15 protein-coding genes are annotated in these 21,292 nt (G+C 66.9%); 9 read left to right on the forward strand and 6 right to left on the reverse strand.

The window, feature by feature from the left end; all coding sequences use genetic code 11:
* Positions 1 to 139: 139 nt before the first annotated feature.
* From LJ760_RS08205 to LJ760_RS08215, 3 genes are all read left to right on the forward strand, one after another.
* The gene (locus LJ760_RS08205) at positions 140 to 1,438 is read left to right on the forward strand and encodes a hemolysin family protein (protein ID WP_227921621.1); all 1,299 of its coding nucleotides are present in this window, start codon (positions 140 to 142) and stop codon (positions 1,436 to 1,438) included.
* Between the two features lie 88 nt (positions 1,439 to 1,526).
* Positions 1,527 to 2,930: an APC family permease gene (locus LJ760_RS08210; protein WP_227921622.1), complete on the forward strand. Its 1,404-nt coding sequence runs from the start codon at positions 1,527 to 1,529 to the stop codon at positions 2,928 to 2,930.
* On the forward strand, positions 2,927 to 3,358 hold the full coding sequence (locus tag LJ760_RS08215) for a universal stress protein (protein ID WP_227921623.1): 432 nt from the start codon (positions 2,927 to 2,929) through the stop codon (positions 3,356 to 3,358). The genes LJ760_RS08210 and LJ760_RS08215 overlap by 4 nt, the downstream gene beginning before the upstream one ends.
* Positions 3,359 to 3,365: 7 nt before the next feature.
* Here the strand turns inward: LJ760_RS08215 and LJ760_RS08220 are convergent, their stop codons facing one another.
* The 4 genes from LJ760_RS08220 to LJ760_RS08235 all read right to left on the reverse strand — a co-directional run bounded on the left by LJ760_RS08220 (position 3,366) and on the right by LJ760_RS08235 (position 8,304).
* Positions 3,366 to 4,589 (reverse strand): kynureninase, encoded by a 1,224-nt coding sequence (locus LJ760_RS08220; RefSeq protein ID WP_227921625.1) that lies wholly within the window; start codon positions 4,587 to 4,589, stop codon positions 3,366 to 3,368.
* A gap of 84 nt (positions 4,590 to 4,673) precedes the next feature.
* Entirely contained in the window at positions 4,674 to 5,627 is a 954-nt protein-coding gene (locus LJ760_RS08225; protein WP_227921627.1) for a MaoC family dehydratase, read from the reverse strand.
* Entirely contained in the window at positions 5,624 to 6,964 is a 1,341-nt protein-coding gene (locus tag LJ760_RS08230) for a 3-oxoacyl-ACP reductase (RefSeq protein WP_227921630.1), read from the reverse strand. Before LJ760_RS08230 ends, LJ760_RS08225 begins: the two co-directional genes overlap by 4 nt.
* A 2-nt stretch (positions 6,965 to 6,966) precedes the next feature.
* Entirely contained in the window at positions 6,967 to 8,304 is a 1,338-nt protein-coding gene (locus tag LJ760_RS08235) for an acetyl-CoA C-acetyltransferase (protein ID WP_227921632.1), read from the reverse strand.
* Positions 8,305 to 8,384: 80 nt separating this feature from the next.
* Between LJ760_RS08235 and LJ760_RS08240 the strand changes: the two genes are divergently transcribed.
* A complete protein-coding gene (locus tag LJ760_RS08240; RefSeq protein WP_331460714.1) occupies positions 8,385 to 9,110 on the forward strand; it encodes a TetR/AcrR family transcriptional regulator in 726 nt (241 codons plus the stop codon).
* On the forward strand, positions 9,107 to 11,209 hold the full coding sequence (locus LJ760_RS08245; protein WP_227921635.1) for an acyl-CoA dehydrogenase family protein: 2,103 nt from the start codon (positions 9,107 to 9,109) through the stop codon (positions 11,207 to 11,209). Before LJ760_RS08240 ends, LJ760_RS08245 begins: the two co-directional genes overlap by 4 nt.
* A gap of 270 nt (positions 11,210 to 11,479) precedes the next feature.
* On the opposite strand, the gene glgA is transcribed toward LJ760_RS08245, so the two are convergent.
* Positions 11,480 to 12,676 carry a glycogen synthase gene (gene glgA, locus LJ760_RS08250; RefSeq protein WP_227921637.1) on the reverse strand — a complete coding sequence of 399 codons (1,197 nt, stop codon included), beginning with the start codon at positions 12,674 to 12,676 and terminating at the stop codon, positions 11,480 to 11,482.
* Positions 12,677 to 12,754: 78 nt separating this feature from the next.
* Here glgA and glgC point away from each other — a divergent pair, with 78 nt between their 5' ends.
* Both glgC and LJ760_RS08260 read left to right on the forward strand, forming a co-directional pair.
* A complete protein-coding gene (glgC, locus tag LJ760_RS08255; protein WP_308036379.1) occupies positions 12,755 to 13,999 on the forward strand; it encodes a glucose-1-phosphate adenylyltransferase in 1,245 nt (414 codons plus the stop codon).
* 148 nt (positions 14,000 to 14,147) lie between these two features.
* Positions 14,148 to 15,584, forward strand: a complete 1,437-nt coding sequence (locus tag LJ760_RS08260) for an SDR family oxidoreductase (RefSeq protein WP_227921639.1) — start codon at positions 14,148 to 14,150, stop codon at positions 15,582 to 15,584.
* Here the strand turns inward: LJ760_RS08260 and LJ760_RS08265 are convergent.
* On the reverse strand, positions 15,563 to 18,319 hold the full coding sequence (locus LJ760_RS08265; RefSeq protein ID WP_227921641.1) for a cation-translocating P-type ATPase: 2,757 nt from the start codon (positions 18,317 to 18,319) through the stop codon (positions 15,563 to 15,565). The genes LJ760_RS08260 and LJ760_RS08265 overlap by 22 nt on opposite strands.
* A 190-nt stretch (positions 18,320 to 18,509) precedes the next feature.
* Between LJ760_RS08265 and LJ760_RS08270 the strand changes: the two genes are divergently transcribed.
* Positions 18,510 to 19,556 (forward strand): YeiH family protein, encoded by a 1,047-nt coding sequence (locus LJ760_RS08270; RefSeq protein ID WP_442860647.1) that lies wholly within the window; start codon positions 18,510 to 18,512, stop codon positions 19,554 to 19,556.
* A 138-nt stretch (positions 19,557 to 19,694) separates the two neighbouring features.
* A complete protein-coding gene (locus LJ760_RS08275; RefSeq protein WP_227921643.1) occupies positions 19,695 to 21,290 on the forward strand; it encodes a hypothetical protein in 1,596 nt (531 codons plus the stop codon).
* Positions 21,291 to 21,292: the final 2 nt, after the last annotated feature.

Raw genomic sequence — 21,292 nt, forward strand, 5'->3', positions numbered from 1 at the left:
CCGACCGCTTTCACTGGTACGCTCTGCGCCCGGCCTGGCGGCCGGCCGCAGCTGTGTCGGAACAGACTGTTACCGTCCCATTTTCTTCCCCCCGGCGGAGGGGGGTCAATGCGCCGCCGTGCACCGGTACCCTCTGGGTATGGACGGCGGCGTGGTTTTCAATCTCCTGCTCGTGGTTTTCTTCATCCTGCTGGGCGGGATCTTCGCCGGCACGGAGATGGCGCTGGTCTCGCTCCGCGAGAGCCAGATCAGCGGCATGGAGCGTAGCGGAAAGCAGGGCAGGCGCACCGCCCAACTGGCCCGCAACCCCAACCTCTTCCTGTCTGCCGTTCAGATCGGCGTGACCCTGACCGGCTTCTTTTCGGCCGCCTACGGTGCCTCGGCCCTGGCACCGGCGGCTGTTCCGCTGCTGCGGCAGTGGGGGCTGCCCGGGTCCGCGGCGGAGGCAACGGCGTTCATCCTGCTGACCCTCGTTGTGGCTTACCTGTCCCTGGTGTTCTCGGAACTGGTGCCCAAGCGGCTGGCCATGCAGAATGCCGTCCTCTACGCCCGGATCCTCTCCCCCGCACTGAGCGTGTTTGCGGTACTGATGCGCCCCGCCATCCGGCTCCTGTCCTTCTCGACCGATTCCGTGGTGCGTTTGCTGGGCGGAAATCCAAATGTAAAGACCGTGCCGGTCAGCAGCCAGGAACTCTGGGACATGGTGGCGGCAAGCCCCATGCTGGCCGACGACAGCCGCCGGATCCTCTCTGACGTCTTCGGAGCACGCACCAGACTGGTGCAGGAGGTGATGCGTCCCCGGACCGAAGTGGTGTTCATCCGGGCGGACCTTCCGCTGGAAGAAGCCCGGCGCCGGGTACGGAACCTGCCCTATTCCCGGTACCCGGTAACCGGTGCATCGGTGGACGACGTCCTGGGCTTCATCCACGTCCGGGACCTGATGCCGGACCCGGACGTGGCCGGTCCGGATGAACGCACCGTAGCCGACATCCTGCGGCCCGTGCTGTTCCTGCCGGGGACCGCAGCAGTCCTGCCGTCCCTGGGCAGGATGCGCCGGGAGAACAGCCATATCGCGATAGTGGCGGATGAATACGGCGGCACTGACGGCATTGTCACGCTGGAAGACCTGGTGGAGGAACTGGTCGGTGAAATCTACGACGAGTACGACACGGGCCGGGACCCCGAGGACCGTTACCGCAGGGAAAAGGGACAGCTGGTGGTGGACGGTGCACTCATCCTGCAGGAGTTCGAACGGCTGACAGGTGTGGGCCTCCCCGAGGGCCAGTATGAAACGGTGGCCGGGTACATCCTGGAGCAGCTGGGCCGGATGGCCCGGCCCGGCGACACGGTGCAGGGTCCGGACTGCCGGCTCGAGGTACTCGGCGTGCGGGGACGGCGGATCGGTGCAGTCCGGGTAATTCCCGCGGCACCCGGGTAAACCGTCAGCGCAGCCCATTGCCTAAAGACGGCGGCACCGCGCAGAATACCGACCAACGCGGCATCCCTGAACGTCCGGAAGGACAGCCATGGCTGACATCAAGGCGGAAACCGTCCAGCCCGAGCTCAAGCGGGTCATGGGCACCAAGCTGTTGCTGCTCTTTATTGTCGGCGACATCCTGGGCACCGGCGTCTATGCCCTGACCGGACAGGTGGCCGGAGAGATCGGAGGCGCAGCCTGGGCGCCGATCCTGCTCGCCTTCGCGGTGGCGACGATTACTGCCTTGTCCTACCTGGAACTGGTGACGAAGTATCCGCAGGCCGCCGGTGCGGCCCTCTACACGCATAAGGCCTTCGGGGTGCATTTCCTGACCTTCCTCGTGACCTTCGGGGTGCTCTGCTCCGGGATTACTTCCGCGTCCACGGCGTCGAAATTCCTTGCCGAGAACTTCATAGTCGGATTCCAGCTCGAGTGGGGGCAGACCGGGGTCACGGCGGTCGCTGTCACCTTCATGCTGCTGCTGGCCGTGGTCAACCTGCGGGGTGCCGCAGAAAGCGTGAAGTTCAACATCGTCCTGACGGCCATTGAGCTGACCGGGCTCCTGATCGTGATCGCCATCGGGTTCTGGGCCATGAGCCAGGGCAACGCGGACTTCTCCCGGGTGGTCGTGTTTGAAACCGAAACCGGCAAGAGCGTGTTCCTGGCCCTTACCGGCGCCACCGCCCTGGCCTTCTTCTCCATGGTCGGTTTTGAAGACTCGGTGAACATGGCGGAAGAGACCCGCGACCCGTCCCGGATTTTCCCGAAGGTCATGCTGACCGGCTTGACCATCACGGTCTCCGTCTATCTCCTGGTGTCCATCGCAGCCGTGGCTGTGGTGCCGGTGGGCCAACTGTCCGAATCCGCCACCCCGCTGTTGGAAGTGGTGCGCGCCGGCGCCCCCAACCTCCCCGTGGACACCATCTATCCTTTCCTGTCCATCTTTGCCGTGGCCAATACCGCCCTGATCAACATGCTGATGGCCAGCCGCCTGCTCTACGGCATGGCGAAGCAGGACGTCCTGCCCCGCGCACTGTCCGCCGTCCTCCCCGGGCGCCGCACTCCCTGGGCATCCATCGTCTTCACGACGGCCATCGCAGCGGGCCTGATCATCGTGGTCACCAACTTCATGGGCCGGGAAACTGTGACGGCGCTTGGCGGAACCACCGCGCTCCTCCTGCTGGCCGTCTTCACGGTGGTGAACATCGCGTGCATCGTCCTGCGCCGAACACCGGTGGACCGGCCGCACTTCCGCTCCCCCGGCATCATGCCCTTCATCGGTGCCGCAACCTGCGCCTTCCTGCTTGGTCCTTGGGCGCAGGACGCCATCGAGTACCGGATTGCCGGGTTGCTGCTGCTGCTCGGACTGGTGCTGTGGGTCCTCACCTGGATCTGGAACCGGGCGGTCAAGGCGCGTAAAACCCGTTTCAGCGACCCCACGCAGCTGAGTTGAGTGCCAGCGATGAAGCAGGCAGGAAGAAGGAAGCCATGAGCGTCGTCGTCGGATACGTCCCCACGCCGGAGGGGGAAACAGCGCTGCGAGCTGCGCTCCGCGCGGCCCGGGACCTGGCCACCGGACTCGTGGTGGTCAATGTGGAGAGCACGCGCAAGCCGCGGCCGGAACATACCCCGGACTATCTGCAGACGCTGACCGGTGTCCTGGAGGGCAGCGGGGTTTCCCACGTCCTGCTTCACCCTACGGGGGATTTTGATGCGTCCGAGGAAATCCTGAAGGCTGCCCAGGACCACGGTGCCCGCCTGGTGGTGCTGGGGATCCGGCACCGGACGCCGGTGGGCAAGCTTTTCCTGGGCAGCACTTCCCAGCGTGTGCTGCTGGAGGCTTCCTGCCCGGTCCTTGCGGTCAAAGCCGGCCAGGCGTGAGGCCTGGCTAGCCCTGGAGCTCGGCCAGCACCGCTTCGATTCCGGTGAAGGTCTCCACGAAGGACGTGGACAGGGGCGACAGGCCCAGCCGGATGCCGTCCGGATTGCGGTAGTCCGGAATGATTCCCCGCTCCCAGAGCGCAGCGGTCACCGCTTTGAACTTCGGATGGTCGACGGTGATGTGGCTGCCGCGGCGCTCCGGATCGCGCGGCGAGGCCAGCACGACGCCGCGCGGCGCCAGCAGCGCGTCCACAGCTGCCACGGCGTACTCGGTAAGCGCCTGCGACTTCGCGCGGACGGCGTCCATGCCGGCCTCCCGGATCAGGGCAATCATGTCCTGCATGGCGAGCATGCCCAGGATGGGAGGGGTGCCCGAGACCAGGCGGCGGATGCCCTCGGCCGGAACATAGCCCTGCGCCATGCCGAACGGGTCACTGGAACCCAGCCAGCCCTGGATGGGCTGGGAGAAGTCCGACTGGTGGCGGGCGGCCACGTAGGCCCAGGCCGGCGCGCCCGGCCCGCCGTTGAGGTACTTGTAGCTGCAGCCGACGGCGTAGTCCGCGCCCTCGGCATCCAGCTCGGCCGGTACGGCGCCCACCGAATGGCACAGGTCCCACAGGACCAGCCCGCCGGCGTCGTGCACAATCTGGTTGATTGCCGCTGAATCGGCAAGGTAGCCGGAGCGGTAGGCCACGTGGCTGAATACGGCCAGCGCCGTCTGCGGGCCGACGGCGTCCGCCACCGCTTCGGCGCTCACTCCGCCGGCGTAGTCGGCTGACACCCAGCGCAGGGTCAGCCCGCATTCGCGGGCCACGCCTTCCAGGACGTACCGGTCCGTCGGGAAATTGTCGGCATCGAGCAGGATCTCGGACCGGCCGGGGCGGGCGGCGACGGCGGCGCGGGCCAGTTTGTAGAGCAGCACAGTGGTGGAATCCGCCACGATGCACTGTCCGGGGGCGGCGCCGAGCGCCACCTCGCCGAGTGTGTCGCCGATCCGGCCGGGCAGCTCGAGCCACTGCTCGTCCCAGCCTCGGATCAGCCGTCCGCCCCACTGGCGGGAGATGAAGTCCTGCAGGTTTTCGGCGGTGGCGCGGAGCGGGCGGCCCAGCGAATTTCCGTCCAGATACGCCCGGACTCCCTCTGCCGGCAGGAACCGGTCCCGGTAGCCCGCGAGGGGGTCGGCGGCGTCGAGTTCCTTGGCGGCAACCAGCAGGCCGGCAGCATCAATCATGAGGGAACCTTAGCATCAGGGCGCATCGAAGCCCGTCCGCTGCCGGGCGCTGCCGGAGGCGGACGGGCTTTGACTGAGGTGTGCTCAGGCCCGGGTTGCGGCGCCAAATCCGTTGGAGCCCGCACCGTCCGGATCCAGCGGAGCCACCGAACCGGTGAAGTGCCGGCGCTGCGAACGCGGATTCCAGCCCGTGAAGGTGGAACCGGCCCAACCCTCGGGCGTCTGGTCATCCGAGATGGCCACGGCCACGGTGGCCGGCAGGAACACCGGAGCCTCGAAGTCGATGCTCCACTGGAACGGGCCCTCGTGGCTCTGCACGGTATCCGCGACCACCCTGGAGGCCAGGTACATGCCGTGGGCCAGGGACTGCTTCATGCCCAGTGCCTTCGCCGACAGGCGGCTCAGGTGGATGGGGTTGAAGTCGCCGGAGACCCGGGCGTAGTTGCGTCCGGCGTCGGCGCCCAGGCGCCACAGCGCCGTCGGGAGCGGAGGAACGAATTCCGCGCGCACCGCAGACTTGTCCGGGCGGTCGAACTTCGGCAGGAAGACGCCCTTGGCCAGATAGGTGGACCGGCCCCGCCAAACGGTTTCCGGGCTGCCGCCGGCCTCGACAGAGACCTCCGCGACGAGTTCCACCTGGGTGCCGGCACGGTGCCCGGCGAGGTTCTCGGCCCAGGCCGTCACCGTCAGCGCTTCGCCGTAGTGGATCGGCCGCAGATGCTGCACCTCATTGCGCAGGTGCACCATGCCCAGCAGGGGCAGCGGGAAGTCCTCGCGCGCCATCAGGCTCATGGCCACCGGGAACGCGAAGGTGTGCACGTATCCGGTGGGCAGGTAGTCGCTGGCGCTGTGCTGGACCAGGCGTTGGAAATCGGTGAGCCGGGCCAGGTCCACGGACGCGCCGCGGACCACGTGCCGGTCCGCCGTCAGCGTCCCCGCGGCCTTCGACGGTGACAGGCGCGACTTCGCTGCGCTCCCCACCGCACCTGCGTAAAGCCGCCCGAGCGTGGGAATCTCGCTCAGCTGGGTGTCGGTCATGCGCCCACCATGTTCTGACCGCAGACCCGCACTACCTGGCCGTTGACGCCGGCCGCGGAGTCGGAGGCGAGGAAGGAAATGGTTTCGGCCACATCCACGGGCAGGCCGCCCTGCTGCAGGCTGGACAGCCGGCGGGCTACCTGCCGGGTAAGTGCTGGAATGGCAGCGGTCATGTCGGTTTCAATGAAGCCCGGCGCGACGGCGTTGATCGAGCCGCCGCGCGGTGCCAGCAGCGGTGCGGTGGCGCGGACCATGCCGATGACGCCGCCCTTGGAGGCTGCGTAGTTGGTCTGGCCGCGGTTGCCGGCAATGCCGCTGGTGGAGGCCAGCGAGACGATGCGGCCTTCCGGGCTGAAGCCGGCCGAGGCGAGGAAGGTTTCGTTCATCCGCAGCTGGGAGGCAATGTTGACGGCGATGACCGAGCCCCAGCGGGCTTCGTCCATGTTGGCCAGCAGCTTGTCGCGGGTGATACCGGCGTTGTGGATCACGATGTCCAGGTGCCCGTAGCGTTCGACGGCGTGGGTGAGGATGCGGTCTGCGGCGTCCTCGCGGGTGATATCGACCTGGAGCGCGGTACCGGAGATTTCGTTGGCCACCTTCGCCAGCTGCTCCCCTGCGGCCGGCACGTCCACCACGATCACGGATGCGCCGTCGCGGTGCAGCACGCGGGCGATGGCAGCACCGATGCCGCGGGCGGCACCGGTTACCACGGCGACCTTGCCGGCGAGAGGCGCGTTCCAGTCCGCCGGAAGTTCACCGGCGTCGGAACCGACGGTGATGAACTGGCCGCTGACGTAGGCGCTCTTGCCCGAGAGCAGGAACCGCAGTGCGGCTGCCACCGAGGGCGCGGTTGCCTGGACGCCGTTGGCCAGCACGATGCCGTTGGCCGTCGCACCGCCGCGCAGTTCGTGCGCAATGGAGCGCAGCGTGCCGTCGACACCCTGGCGGGCCGCTGCGGCTGCCGGGTCCTGGGCTTCCGCGGCGGGCCGGGAAACGGTGATGACCCGTCCGCCGGGAGCGAGGTCCCGCAGGGCTGCGCCGGCGGCCAGGGTAGGTTCGCCCAGGTCCGTCGGCGCCGCGGCGTCGTCGAGCACGATCAGGATGGCGCCGAGCTTTTCCTTGGGCGTGGCGTGCCGGCGGACGTCCTGGTCCCAGCCAAGGAGCAGGAGGGAGAGGTCATCGGCGGCAGCGCTCTTGCCGAGCACGAGGACCGGGCCCGGAACCAGGGGCTTGGCCGGGTCGAAACGCCGCAGGATGGCCGGTCGGGGCAGGCCGAGCTTCTTGGACAGTTCCTTGGTGAAACCGCTGTTGACGAGGTTCAGGTAAGTGTCGCTCATGGTCAGCGTGCCTCAAGGATCGCGACGAGGCCCTGGCCGCCGGCAGCGCAGATGGAGATCAGGCCGCGGCCCGAACCCTTTTCGTGCAGCATCTTGGCCAGCGAGGCGACAATGCGTCCGCCGGTGGCGGCGAACGGATGGCCGGCGGCCAGCGAGGAACCGTTGACGTTGAGCTTGCTGCGGTCAATGCTGCCCAGCGGGGCGTCCAGGCCCAGGCGGGTCCGGCAGAATTCCTCGTCCTCCCAGGCGGCCAGGGTGGAGAGGACGGTTCCGGCGAAGGCCTCGTGGATTTCGAAGAAATCGAAGTCATCGAAGGTCAGGTTGTGGCGGGCCAGCAGGCGGGGAACGGCGAAGGCCGGGGCCATCAGCAGCCCGTCCTTGCCGTGCACGAAGTCGACGGCGCCGGCTTCGGCGTCCACGATGTTCGCCAGCATCGGCAGGTCGTGTTCGCGGGCGTAGTCCTCGGAGCCCAGCAGCACCACGGAAGCGCCGTCGGTCAGCGGGGTGGAGTTGCCGGCGGTCATGGTGGCGTCATCGCCCAGGGACTTGCCGAAGGCGGGCTTGAGCTTGGCAAGCTTTTCCATGGTGGTGTCGGGACGCAGGTTGGCGTCCTTTGCCAGGCCGCGGTACGGGGTGACGAGGTCATCGAAGAAACCGCGGTCGTAGGCGGCGGCCATGTTGCGGTGGCTGTTGTAGGCCAGCTCGTCCTGGGCTTCGCGGGTGATCTTCCACTGGGCGGTGGTCAGGGCCTGGTGCTCGCCCATGGACAGTCCGGTGCGCGGTTCGCCGGTGGACGGGGCATTCGGGGACAGGTCCTTGGGGCGGATCTTGGCGACTGCAGCCAGCTTCTGCTTGGTGGTCCGGGCGCGGGAGAGGTCCAGCAGCGCACGGCGGAGGCCTTCGCTCACGGCGATGGGTGCGTCCGAGGCGGAGTCGACGCCGCCGGCAATGGCGGATTCAAGCTGTCCCAGCTTGATCTTGTTCGCCAGGCTGACCACCGTCTCAAGGCCCGTGGCACAGGCCTGCTGCACGTCATAGGCAGGGGTTTCCGGCGACAGTGCCGAGCCCAGGACCGCCTCTCGGGTCAGGTTGAAGTCGCGGGAGTGCTTGAGGACGGCTCCGCCGGCTACTTCGCCGATCCGCTCGCCCTGCAGGCCGAAACGCGCAATCAGCCCGTCGAGGGCCGCCGTGAGCATGTCCTGGTTGGAGCTGTAGGTGTACTTGCCGCCGGAGCGGGCGAAGGGAATGCGGTTTCCGCCGATCACAACCGCCTTGCGCACCGAAGACCCGGCGCCGTTGTTCGTGGGTGTAGCTCGTGCGGGTTCAGGCTGTGCAGCCATTCGTCGTTCTCCTTGGGAGTCCATGGGGGTTGGTGTGACGCCAGTTACTGTAACCCAGCGTACCTGATACGCTCAGTATCGTGAACAACGTACTGGAAGATCCTTCCGCGCCGTCCCCGGCCGCGGACGGCCGCGCCCTCCGCTGGGAAGCGCACCGGGCCGAGCGCCGTCGTACCCTCATCAAGACGGCACGCCGGGCCGTCCACACCCTGGGCTGCGCGGCGTCGATGGAAGAGATCGCAGCAGCTTCCGGAACATCGAAGTCCGTGTTCTACCGCTACTTCGGGGATAAGGCCGGACTGCAGAAGGCCATGGGCGAAATGGCGGTGGCCCGGATGCAGGAAAAGATCCTGGATGCAGGCCGTACCGCCCCGTCCGCCAGATCGGGCCTGCGTGCCATGGTCTCCGCTTACCTGCAGATGGCCGAAACCTCCCCCAACGTCTACCTGTTCGTGACCGGCCAGCTGGCCGACGGCGGACCGGGACAGATTGACAGCACCCTCTCCTCCTTCTTCGAAACCATCACCGCAATGATGGACTCGGCCATGCGCCACTACCTGGCAGGCCGGGAGGTTCCGCCCGAGGCCAGCGCTACCGCGCAGTACTGGCCCACGGCGGCACTCGGGATGATCCGGGCAGCCGGTGAGCGCTGGATTGCCGCTCCCCCCGGCCCCGGGAAGCCGACCGAAGAACAAATGACCGACCAGCTGACCGCCTGGCTCTTTGACGGCATCGGCTACGACCGGGGGCATCCGCTCCCGACCCCTCCAGCTACTCCCTCCACCCACGAGAAGGAAACGCAATGACGCAAACACTTTCCCCCACCGAACGGCAGCTCCCGGCCAGCGCCACGATCAGCGACAATGATGCCGCCGTCGTGGACGTTGAGTCGCTCGGCCGGGTCCTGCTCGGCAAATGGGCCGAGAAGCGGCTCGCGGCCCGCAAAATCGCCGGCATGGAAGCCATGCAGACGCCCGCGGGGCTGACGTACACCGAGCACCGTGAGCGGGTCATGGACCAGCTGAAGATCCTGGTGGAGAGCAAGTCCGTCCACGGCGCGTTCCCCAAGTACGTGGGCGGCGAAGACAGCCACGGCGCAAACGTCGCGGGCTTCACCGAACTCGTAGTGGCCGATCCGTCCCTGCAGATCAAGGCCGGCGTCCAGTGGGGTCTCTTCGGCTCCGCGGTGATGCACCTGGGCAACCGGGAGCACCACGAAAAGTGGCTGCCCGGCATCATGAGCCTGGAGACCCCGGGCTGCTTCGCGATGACGGAGACCGGCCACGGTTCCGACGTTGCCAGCATCGCCACCACCGCGGAGTATGACCCCGCATCCGAAGAATTCATCATCAACACCCCCTTCCGTGCCGCCTGGAAGGACTACATCGGCAACGGCGCCGTCAACGGCAAGGCCGCCGTCGTCTTCGCCCACCTCATCACCCAGGGTGTGGACCACGGAGTGCACGCGTTCTATGTGGAGCTTCGCGACGACAACGGGTTCCTGCCCGGCATCGGCGGTGAGGATGACGGCATCAAGGGCGGGCTGAACGGCATCGACAACGGCCGGCTGCACTTCTCCAACGTGCGCATCCCCCGGACCAACCTGCTCAACAAGTACGGCGACGTCGCCGCGGACGGCACCTACACGTCCGATATCGAGAGCCCCGGCCGCCGCTTCTTCACCATGATCGGCACCCTGGTGCAGGGCCGCGTTTCGCTCGACGGCGCAGCGGTCAACGCGAGCAAGCTGGCGCTGAAGACGGCCATCCAGTACGGCACCGAGCGCCGACAGTTCAACGGTGCTTCCGACATCAAGGAAGAGGTGCTGATGGACTACCAGCAGCACCAGCGCCGGCTGCTCCCCCTGCTGGCCACCACGTTCGCTGCCGCCTTCGCCCACGAGGAACTGCTGCATAAGTTCGACGACGTCTTCTCCGGTGCGCATGACACCGACGCAGACCGCCAGGACCTGGAAACCCTTGCCGCGGGCCTGAAGTCCCTGTCCACCTGGCACGCCCTGGACACACTGCAGGAATGCCGGGAAGCCACCGGCGGCGCCGGGTTCCTGGCCGAGAACCGGTTCACCGCCCTGCGCGCGGACCTGGATATCTATGCCACCTTCGAGGGTGACAACACGGTGCTGCTGCAGTTGGTTGCCAAGCGCCTGCTGGCTGATTACGCCAAGGAATTCGCCGGGGCGGACTTCGGCGTGCTTGCCCGCTACGTGGTGGGACAGGCCACGGACGTGACCCTGCACCGCACCGGCCTGCGCAGGATTGCCCAGTCCTTCCGTGACTCCGGCTCGGAGAAGAAATCCGCCATCGCCCTGCGCGATCCGCGCACCCAGCATGACCTGCTGGCGGACCGCGTGGGCACCATGGTGGCGGAAGTGGCCACTGCACTCAAGGAAGCCCGCGGGCTGCCGAAGGACAAGGGCGCGGCCGTGTTCAACGAGAACCAGCACGCCCTGATCGAAGCCGCGCGTGCCCACGCAGAACTGCTCCAGTGGGAGGCCTTCACCCGGGGGCTGGACCGGATCGAGGACGCCGGCACGCGGCAGGTCATGACGTGGGTCCGCGACCTGTTCGGGCTGTGCCTGATTGAAAAGAACGTGGGCTGGTACCTCATGAACGGGCGCCTGTCCGCACAGCGTGCCCGCACCCTGGGCCCGTACATCAACCGCCTGCTGGCCAAGATCCGTCCGCACGCCCTGGACCTGGTCGACTCGTTCGGCTACGGCCAGGAGCACCTGCGGGCCAAGATTGCCTCGGGCGCAGAGAAGGTCCGCCAGGACGAGGCGATGGAGTACCAGCGCCTGCTGCGTGCCAGCGGCGCCGCGCCGGTGGACGAAAAGGTCCTGATTGCCCGCCGGAAGGCCGAGCAGAAGAAGTCCGGCCGGAAGTAGGGGTCCCTCGGGGTCTTCCCGGTCTCTGAAAGCCGAAAGGGCGCCGTCGCACGCACTGTGCGGTGGCGCCCTTTCTGCGTTCCGGCCTGGGCCCGGGGCTGAGCGTCCGCACAGCGTCCCAGTAGGTGGGGCCTGTGTTGCCTCCTGGTGTCACAGCGTTCACAGGAGCACCAAACAGTGGGACCCTGTGCGGCGGAGGTTGCGCACCGGTACAGCCAAAAGGCGCCGTCGCAGCTGCGACGGCGCCTTTCGGCGTTCGGATCCCCCGGCCTAGGCCAGGACGGAGCGGTACACCGCGAGGGTCTCCTCGGCGATGGATTCCCAGGAGAACCGCTCGGTGGCCCGGATCCGGCCTGCCTCGCCCATCCGCCGGGCCAGCTCCGGATCCGTGACCACTTCGGTCAGCGCAGCAGCGAAGTCCCGCACGAATTTCTCCGGGTCCAGCGGCGTGCCGGTCCCGTCGGAGACCTGCTCAATGGGCACCAGCAGCCCGGTGACGCCGGTATCGACGACTTCGGGGATACCTCCGGTGGCGCTGGCGACGACGGCGGTGCCGCAGGCCATTGCCTCGAGGTTCACGATGCCCAGCGGCTCGTAGACCGACGGGCAGGCGAACACGGTGGCGATGGAGAGGACCTTGATCAGCTCGGCGCGCGGCAGCATACGCTCAATCACCACGACGCCGGTGCGGGTGCGCCGCAGTTCCTCGATCAGCACGGCGGTTTCCGCAGCCAGTTCAGGCGTGTCAGCTGCGCCGAGGCACAGCACCAGCTGGACCTCCGGCGGCAGCAGCGCCGCAGCGCGCAGCAGGTAGGGCACACCCTTCTGGCGGGTGTTGCGGCCGACGAAGACCACGCTGGGACGATCCGGATCAATGTCGAAGGCACGGACGCCGTCGGGGTCCATGTCCGGCTGCCACTGCTGCACATCGATGCCGTTGTGGACTACCCGAACCCGGCCCGGGTCCACATCGGGGTAGCTGCGCAGGATGTCCTGGCGCATGCCCTCGGAGACGGCGATGATGGCTGCGGCTGCCTCGTAGGCGGTTTTCTCCACCCAGGAGGAGACGGCGTATCCCCCGCCGAGCTGCTCGGCCTTCCACGGACGCAGCGGCTCCAGGCTGTGGGCGCTGAGCACGTGCGGAACGCCGTGCAGCAGCGATCCCAGGTGGCCGGCCATATTGGCATACCAGGTATGTGAATGGACCAGGTCCGCGCCGGCCAGTCCGCCGAGGATTTCGAGGTCCGTCCCGAGGGTCTGCACGGCAGGATTCGCGGACTGGAGTTCCGCCGGCACTGCATAACTTTTTACTTTGGCTCCGTGGAAATCTTCGGGGCGCGGGGCACCGAAACAATGCACATGGAGATCTACTTCTCCGGCCAGGACCCGGCTGAGCTCGGCAACATGAACGCCTGCTCCTCCGTAGATTTCCGGCGGGAATTCCTTCGACACAATATCTACTCGCACTAAACCAACGTAGTGCACCGGGCAACCAGTGATCTAGTCTGAAGTCAGTAGACTTATTTTCGGAAGAGGTTCAAGACAATGGCGCCTAAGAAGGTCCTGGCAGTAGTTCTCGCGGGCGGCGAGGGTAAACGGCTAATGCCGCTCACAGCAGATCGGGCTAAACCGGCGGTTCCCTTTGCCGGACGTTACCGCCTCATCGACTTCGCACTTTCAAACCTGGTGAACTCCGGCTACCTGCAGATCGTGGTCCTGACCCAGTACAAATCCCACAGCCTGGATCGGCATATTTCTGAAACCTGGCGGCTTTCCACCCAGCTGCAGAATTATGTAGCTTCCGTGCCCGCGCAGCAGCGAGTGGGCAAGAGCTGGTTCCTGGGCAGCGCGAACGCCATCTACCAGTCCATGAACCTGATTGAGGACGCCCAGCCGGACATCGTCGTCGTCATCGGCGCCGACCACGTGTACCGCATGGACTTCTCCCAGATGGTAGAGGCGCACATTGCCTCCGGCGCGTCGGTCAGCGTAGCCGCAGTGCGGCAGCCGCTGCACCTGGCGGACCAGTTCGGCGTGATCGAAACCGATTCCGAAAACCCGGAGCGCATCGCTGCGTTCGTGGAAAAGCCGGAGACCACCCCCGGGCTGCCCGATGATCCCGGCAGCTTCCTGGCCTCCATGGGCAACTACGTCTTCAACACCGACGCCCTGGTCTCGGCGCTGGAGTGGGACGAGGAACGCCTGGTCACCAAGCACGACATGGGCGGGGACATCATTCCCTACTTCGTCGAACGCGGCGACGCTGCCGTTTACGACTTCACCCGGAACATCATTCCCGGCGCCACCGGCAGCGACCACCAGTACTGGCGCGACGTCGGCACCCTGGATTCCTACTACGACGCCAACATGGACCTGATTTCGCCGCTGCCGGCGTTCAACCTGTACAACCTGAAGTGGCCCATCTACACGCGGCAGAGCATTTCCCCGCCCGCCAAGTTCGTCCGCAGCGCTTCCGACCAGGCCGGATCCGCCATCGACTCGATCGTGTCCGACGGCACCGTGATCTCCGGCGGCACAGTGACCGGTTCCGTGCTGGCGCAGGACGTCTACGTGGCCTCCAACGCCGAGGTGACCGACTCGGTGCTGATGGACAAGGTGCACGTGGGTGAGGGCGCGGTGGTCCGAAGGGCGATTATCGACAAGAACGTGCGCATCCCCGCCGGCGCCACCGTGGGCGTGGACCGGGAACTGGACCTCAGCCGCGGGTTCACCGTGACCGAGTCCGGCCTCACCGTGCTCAGCAAGGGACAGCGCGTCCCGGAGAACTAAACGGTCAGGGGCGGGGCGCCGGGTGTGAGATATCCCGGTGCCCCCGCCCTCGATACGGGTGCCTGCTGTCTTGTCCGGTATCCTCGGAGGGCGCACATGGTGCGCCTGCACTGTGGATCCTCCGGTGCCGATGAGCGTAAAGGCCCCCATGAGCACCCCTGAACTAAGCCCGGAAGAAATCCAGACAGCCCTGAAGGTCCTGGCTTCCATCCATGTCCTGGATGAAGAAAACCCCGACTACGTCGCGGTCCGGCGGGCCACCGCCAAGATGTTCAAGTCCGTGAAGAAGCACCGGAAGAACGAAAAGCGCTCCGCCGTTGCAGAGGCGGACCGCGCCGTCGTCGCCCTCACGGCCACGGGCGCCGCTGACCGGATTGACGATGAGACCCGCGGGGCGCAGCTCACCACCGCGGCGCACGGACCGTCCGCCGGCACGCTGCTCAAGCCGCGCAACTGCTACATCTGCAAGCAGCCCTACACCGTGGTGGATGCGTTCTACCACCAGCTCTGCCCCGAATGCGCGGGCTTCAGCCACACCAAACGGGGCGCCCGCACCGACCTGACCGGCAGGCGGGCACTGCTGACCGGCGGCCGCGCGAAGATCGGCATGTATATCGCCCTGCGGCTCCTGCGCGACGGTGCGCACACCACCATCACCACCCGCTTCCCGAAGGACGCTGCCCGCCGTTTCGCCGCGATGGAAGACTCGGCGGACTGGCTGCACCGGCTGCGCATTGTCGGCATCGACCTGCGCGACCCGGCCCAGGTCATCTCGCTTGCCGAGTCCGTGGCGGAGGCCGGTCCCCTGGACATCCTGATCAACAATGCCGCCCAGACCGTCCGGCGGTCCTCCAACGCCTACCGCCCGCTGACCGACGCCGAACTGGCGCCGTTGCCGGACGGCCCCATGCCCGAGCTGGTCACCTTCGGGCACACCTACGACGCGCATCCCACGGCGCTGGCCGGGTCAGTCGCCGCGCATCCGGTGCTGGCAGCAGACGCCGTCACTGCCCTGGCACTCACCGCCGGATCTTCGTCGCTGGCGCGGATGGAGGCCGGAACGGCGATCGACGCCGGCGGGCTGGTACCGGACACGGCGCCGATTAACAGCTGGACGCAGGTGGTGGACCAAGTGGACCCGCTGGAGATGCTCGAGGTGCAGCTGTGCAACGTCACGGCACCGTTCCTGCTCGTCAACCGGCTCCGCCCCGCGATGGCCGCGTCTTCGGCACGGCGGAAGTACATCGTGAACGTGTCAGCCATGGAAGGACAGTTCTCCCGCCGTTACAAGGGGCCCGGACATCCGCATACCAACATGGCCAAGGCATCGCTGAATATGCTCACGCGTACCAGCGCCGAGGAAATGCTGGAAACGGACGGGATCCTCATGACGGCCGTGGACACCGGCTGGATCACCGACGAGCGTCCCCACCCCACGAAGGTGCGGTTGGCTGAGGAAGGCTTCCACGCGCCGCTGGACCTGGTCGACGGCGCGGCCCGCGTCTACGACCCGATCGTGATGGGCGAAAACGGCGAAGACCAGTACGGCGTCTTCCTCAAGGACTACAAGCCCTCCCCCTGGTAGGACTTCGGCACAGCCGCAGGCCCCGGCCGACGACGGCGGGCGGACAGCCGCTGCACCGCCTTGCCGATCTCGGAGACCACCAGGACGGTCGCGCCGACGGCGAAGCAGAGGAACCACTGCGCTGAGGTCAGCGGCACCGTGTCGAAGATTCCCGCGAAGATGCTCAGCTGCACCACCAGGATCTGCAGCACCACCACTGCGACGAGGGACACCCAGATGGCGCGGTTGGTGAAGGTCCGCAGCGTGAAGATGCTGCCGGTTTCCGAGCGGACGTTCAACAGGTTGAACACCTGGTAGAACACGAAGGTGGTAAAGGCCATGGTGGTGGCGAAGTTGGTACTGCCGGCGCTTTCGGGGAACCACCGCGGCGCATTGACCAGGACGGTACAGGTGCCCACCGCCATCACGATGCCGAGCATTGTCAGCACCGCGATCCGCCGGGCCGTAAGCAGGGGCTCGGTGGCCGGCCGGGGCGGCTTTTTCATCACGTCCGGATCGGTCCGGTCCACGCCGAGGGCCAAGGCGGGCGGACCGTCCATGATGATGTTCACCCACAGGATCTGCAGCGCGGTGAAGGGCGCCCCGCCGGCGAAGCCGAAGGTTGCGGCCGCGAGGAAGATCAGCACGAACCCCCAGGCGGTGGTCAGCTGGAACCGGACGAATTTCAGGATGTTGTCGTAGATGCCGCGGCCTTCTTCGACAGCCGCCACAATGGTGGCGAAGTTGTCATCGGTGAGGATCATCTTGGCCGCGCCCTTGGACACATCGGTGCCGGTGATGCCCATGGCAATCCCGATGTCGGCGCGTTTCAGCGCCGGAGCGTCATTCACGCCGTCGCCGGTCATGGCCACTATGTAGCCGTCCGCCTGAAGTGCCTCCACAATCCGGATCTTGTGTTCGGGGGAAACCCGGGCCAGCACCCCCAGCTGCGGAGCCTGCCTGCGCAGTTCAGCATCATCCATGGCATCGAGTGCCGTGCCGGCTGCGGCCCTGCCCTCGATCCCGAGGTCCCTGGCAATCGCCGAGGCCGTGATCAGATGGTCCCCGGTGATCATGTGCACGTCGATCCCGGCGGCCCGCGCGCGGGCAATGGCTTCGGCTGCCTCCTGCCGGGGCGGATCCAGGATCCCGACGACGGCGTACAGCACCAGGTTGGCAGCCTCGGCAAACAGCGCATCCGGGCTGGACGGCAGCGGTGCATCCAGTACCCGCCCGGCTACCGCCATGGTCCGCAGGCCGGCGTTGGCCAGGGACTCCACGTCGCGGGAGATGCGCGCCCGTTCCTCCGGGTCCAGCGGAACCAGGCCGTCCGGGGTCTGCAGGAACGCCGTCCGGTCCAGGACCACGCCGGGCGCCCCCTTGACGTTGCAGTGCACGGCGGCCCCGGCGTCGTCCGAGCGGTTGAACGTGGCCATGAACTTGTAGTCGGAGTCGAACGGCACCTCGGCGATGCGCCGGTGGGTGGCCCGGGCGCCGGCGACGTCGATCCCGCCCTTTTCCGCCAGGACCACGAGGGAGCCCTCGGTCGGGTCGCCGGTCAGCCTGCCGTCCTCGACAGAGGCGTCGTTGCACAGCGCCATGGCCATAAACGCCTCCGGTGGCAAGGGGGCGGACTGCCCGTCGGGGCTGAGGATCTTTCCGTCCGTGGAATAGCCGTTCCCGGTCACCCGGAACCGGCGGCCCGCGGGCGAGTACAACCGCCGTACCGTCATTTCATTGAGGGTAAGCGTGCCGGTCTTGTCCGTGCAGATCTGCGAAGTGCTGCCGAGGGTCTCCACGGCTGCCAGCTGCTTGATGATCGCCCCGCGTGCGGCAAGCCGGGAGGCACCCATGGCGAGGGTGAAGGCCACGACGGCGGTCAGCCCCTCGGGAATGGTGGCCACGGCCAGTGAGACGGCGGTCAGGAACAGGTCTTCCCAGCTGTCCCCGCGCAGCAGCCCCAGTACGAACACGAGGGTGACGACGGCGAAGGCGATGTAGGTCAGGACACGTGCCAGCTGGTCGATGCTGCGCTGCAGGGTGGTCTTTTCCTCCGCCGTACTGCCCAGCAAATGCGCGATGGTGCCGATCTGGGTTTCCATGCCGGTCCCCGTGACCAGCAGCACGCCGCGCCCGCGGGTCACATCGGTGTCCATAAAAAGCAGGTTGGTGCGGTCCGCGACCGGCAGCTGCGGATCCGACAGCGGAGCGACAATCTTATTGGTGGGCTTGGACTCGCCGGTGAGCGCAGCCTCGGCCACCTGCAGGCGCACGGCTTCCAGCAGCCGTCCGTCCGCCGGCACACTGTCCCCCGCTTCAAGGAGCACAACGTCGCCGGGCACCAGCTCCGTGCGCTCCACTGTTGCCGCGTTGCCGGACCGCAGCACGCGGCAACTGTCCACCGATGCATTGCGCAGGGCTTCCAGGCTGTTCTCGGCCCGTTGCTCCTGCACGTAGTTCAGGGTGGTGTTGAGGATGATGACCAGCAGGATCACCACCGGGGTTTCCCACTCGCGCGAGACCACGGCACTGACAACCGCGGCGATGATCAGGACGATGGTCAACCGGTCCGAGAGCAGGGCCAGGATCTTCCGCCACACCGGTACCTTTTTGCCCTCGGCGAGCTGGTTCGGCCCGTAACGGTCCAGCCGGTCCCGGACTTCGCCGGCGTCTAGCCCGGCATCCGGGTCTGTGTCCAGCGCCGCTGCCACCTCTTCAGCGGGGAACAACCACGGGGACTGGATCTGATGCTGCATGGAAACGCCTGGGACGCTTCCACTGTTGCCTTGCGAACTCATGGGTGCTTCCCGGTTCCTTGAGGATGGTGCCCCAATGGTAGCAACGCAGGCCGTGGGAGCAGTATGCCAACCGCGGGCAGGCCTGGCTCGGGAAGGCCGAAAGCCTGAGCGCTTTGGATAACTGCCGTGACTGCGGCAGGGTGTAAACGTGCCAGATTCCCGCGCTGCCTCCTCCCCCGTGCCGTCCTCCCGGCTTGCCCGCCTGCAACGCACTGTCCCCGGGCTGCTGACCGCTGCGGCCGCCGTCGCCGCGTCCTTCCTGGTGCATCAGCTCCTGCCCGCGGTACCTGTCCTGACAGCCGCAGTTGTGCTGGGCTTGCTGACGGCGAACCTACCCGGTACCGCGGCCCAAGCCGTCGGTTCCTGGAAACCCGGACTGGCCCTGGCCGCGCGGAAATTCCTCCGCCTCGGAATCGTGCTGCTGGGGCTGAAGGTCTCGCTGGTCGATATCGCCGGACTGGGCTGGACAGCACTGCTGCTGATCGTGGCGCTTGTGCTGGCGGCGTTCGCGGGGACGTACATCATCTGCCGGTTGTTCCGCCTTCCGGGTGATGAACCGGTGCTCATCGCAGCCGGGTTCTCCATCTGCGGCGTTTCCGCCATCGGGGCAATGGCCGCAGTCCGCAGGACCCGCACCGAAGAAACGGTGGTACCGGTCGCGCTGGTCACCCTCTGCGGCACGCTCGCCATTGCGGCGCTGCCGTTGGCCGGCAGGGTGCTGGACCTGCCGGCGGAAGTTTTCGGCGCCTGGGCCGGGGCGTCCGTGCACGACGTCGGACAGGTAGTCGCCACGGCGCAGACCGCAGGAACCGCGGCCCTGGCGGTGGCCGTCGTCGTGAAACTGGCGCGGGTAGTGCTGCTGGCACCGATGACCGCAGCCGCCGGACTGCTGGCCCGGCGTGCAGAGGCGCAGTTTCCGGTGCAGGGCAAGCGCCCTCCGCTGGTCCCCTTGTTTGTCCTCGGGTTCCTCGCGCTGATCCTGGTCCGCACCTGGGGAGTGCTGCCTGAGGCGGCGCTGGAAACCGCCGCCGTCCTGCAGGAACTGCTGTTTGCCGCGGCATTGTTTGCGCTGGGGGCCGGTATCCGGGTGAGGACGCTCTTCGCCTCCGGTTTCCGTGCGGCGGCAGCGGCGTTGACCTCGTGGGCCCTGATATCCGGGCTGGGCCTAGCCGCGGCGGTGCTGCTGGCCGGATAGTGGGACCGGGCCCAACTCCCCCGCCGACCCAACTAGGACCCGTGAGCCATGTCCGGAGAAGGCGTTGCACAACACACCGTCGACAGCGTCCAACGGCGTCATGCCGCGTCTTTGCGAACCCGCTCGCGGCTTGCGAACTTGCCGGCTGCCGCCGGCCTGGTTCTCTGTGCGTTGATCCTGTGGGCCCTGCTGACCAACGTGGTCGACCCGCATTACGGCATTTCGCGGTACCGCACCGGGTGGGCCCTTCTCGCCGCGGCGTCCGTGCCCGTGCTGATGGCCGGCCTGTATTGGCTGCTGAAGAAAGCGGCGCCGCTGGCTGTGCGGCACCGCGTCTGGGCGTACCTGACGTGGGCAGCGGTCTGGGCCCTGCTGCTGGCCCTGCAGATGCGGGTGGCCTACGCCGTCCGGCTTCCCCCGGACTGGGATGTGCATGCGATCGCCGATGCGGCCGCCGGACTGGCAGGCAAAACGGCTGACTCCGTAACTCCCTATTTCGAGACCAACCCGAACAACCTGATTTTGGTGCTGCTGGTAGCGGCGTACTACGAGCTCGCGCTCTCGCTCGGCTATCAGGACCTGGGAATGATCACGGCGTTCCTCAACGGGTTGGTGCTCTTCGCCGGGACGGTGCTGACCTATTGCGCGGTACGCATGCTGGGCGGCCGGACAGCCGCCGCCGTTTCGCTGCTGCCGGCAACTGTCTTCCTGGTTCTCTCCCCGTGGGCGGGAGTGCTTTATTCGGACACCGCGGGCGTGCTGTTCACCGTCCTGATCCTCTGCCTGCTGCTTGCGTCCCGCCGTTGGGCCCGGCTTACCGTCCGCGTGCCGCTGTGGATCCTTGCGGGCGCGGTGGCCGCAGTGGGCTACGGAATCAAACCCACCGTGCTGATCTGCCTCGTGGCTGCCGGCGTCACGGCGGTATGCCTGCTCGCTTCCCGAAGGAACTCCGCAGTCCTGATTCTGGCAATTGTGGTTGTTGGCGGGAGCTTCTTCGCCGGCAACCGGCTGATTGCGGCGTTTGAACAACAGACCCCGGTCATTGCATTCGATATCAAAGACAATCCCCACACGATGAACCCGGGCCATTTCCTGAAGGTCGGTGCAGGCACCACGCACGGACCCCACGGTCCCTACTACGGCACGTACAACGAGGGTGATTACCAGAGCACGGTTTCCATCACCGGCGAAAAGGAAAAATTCCGGCACGGCCTGCAGGCCTACCAGAACCGGGTGTCCACCATGGGACCGGACGGCTACGTGGTCTTCCTTCACCACAAGCTGGCGTGGATCACCGGTGACGGGTCCTTCTTCTCCTGGGGCGAAGGAGTGCTGACCGGGGAGGATTTCCTTTCGTCCCGCCCCGCAGACCAAAGCATCCAGGACCTGTTCGGCAATACCCGTCCGAACTTTCAATGGATGCTCTCCCTCTGGCAGGGAACCTGGTTCGCGGTCCTTGCCCTCGTGGCCGTGCCGTTGTTCCTGCGGACGCCCCGCCTCCTGCGCCCGGAGCTTTCGGCAATGCGGATTGCACTGCTCGGATTGCTCCTGTTCCTTTTGCTCTTCGAGGCCCGCGCACGGTTCCTCTATCTCTACGCGCCGTATTTCATAGTGCTGGCCTCGTTGTCCTTCACGGCAGTGATGGAACGATTGCAGGCAGCAGCGGTTGGGAGCCGCCTGCGGAGCCGGCCACGTCATGCGGCACCGCCGGGGCCGGCAGAAGTGATTGAATGAAC

Source organism: Arthrobacter sp. zg-Y895, assembly GCF_020731025.1.
GTDB lineage: Bacteria > Actinomycetota > Actinomycetes > Actinomycetales > Micrococcaceae > Arthrobacter_B.

Bases quoted from the DNA above. Each gene is read 5' to 3' on its own strand.
- LJ760_RS08205 (WP_227921621.1), top strand. From the start codon at position 140: ATGGACGGCGGCGTGGTTTTCAATCTCCTGCTCGTGGTTTTCTTCATC.
- LJ760_RS08210 (WP_227921622.1), top strand. From the start codon at position 1,527: ATGGCTGACATCAAGGCGGAAACCGTCCAGCCCGAGCTCAAGCGGGTC.
- LJ760_RS08220 (WP_227921625.1), bottom strand. From the start codon at position 4,589: ATGATTGATGCTGCCGGCCTGCTGGTTGCCGCCAAGGAACTCGACGCC.
- LJ760_RS08225 (WP_227921627.1), bottom strand. From the start codon at position 5,627: ATGACCGACACCCAGCTGAGCGAGATTCCCACGCTCGGGCGGCTTTAC.
- LJ760_RS08230 (WP_227921630.1), bottom strand. From the start codon at position 6,964: ATGAGCGACACTTACCTGAACCTCGTCAACAGCGGTTTCACCAAGGAA.
- LJ760_RS08235 (WP_227921632.1), bottom strand. From the start codon at position 8,304: ATGGCTGCACAGCCTGAACCCGCACGAGCTACACCCACGAACAACGGC.
- LJ760_RS08245 (WP_227921635.1), top strand. From the start codon at position 9,107: ATGACGCAAACACTTTCCCCCACCGAACGGCAGCTCCCGGCCAGCGCC.
- glgC (WP_308036379.1), top strand. From the start codon at position 12,755: ATGGCGCCTAAGAAGGTCCTGGCAGTAGTTCTCGCGGGCGGCGAGGGT.
- LJ760_RS08260 (WP_227921639.1), top strand. From the start codon at position 14,148: ATGAGCACCCCTGAACTAAGCCCGGAAGAAATCCAGACAGCCCTGAAG.
- LJ760_RS08265 (WP_227921641.1), bottom strand. From the start codon at position 18,319: ATGCAGCATCAGATCCAGTCCCCGTGGTTGTTCCCCGCTGAAGAGGTG.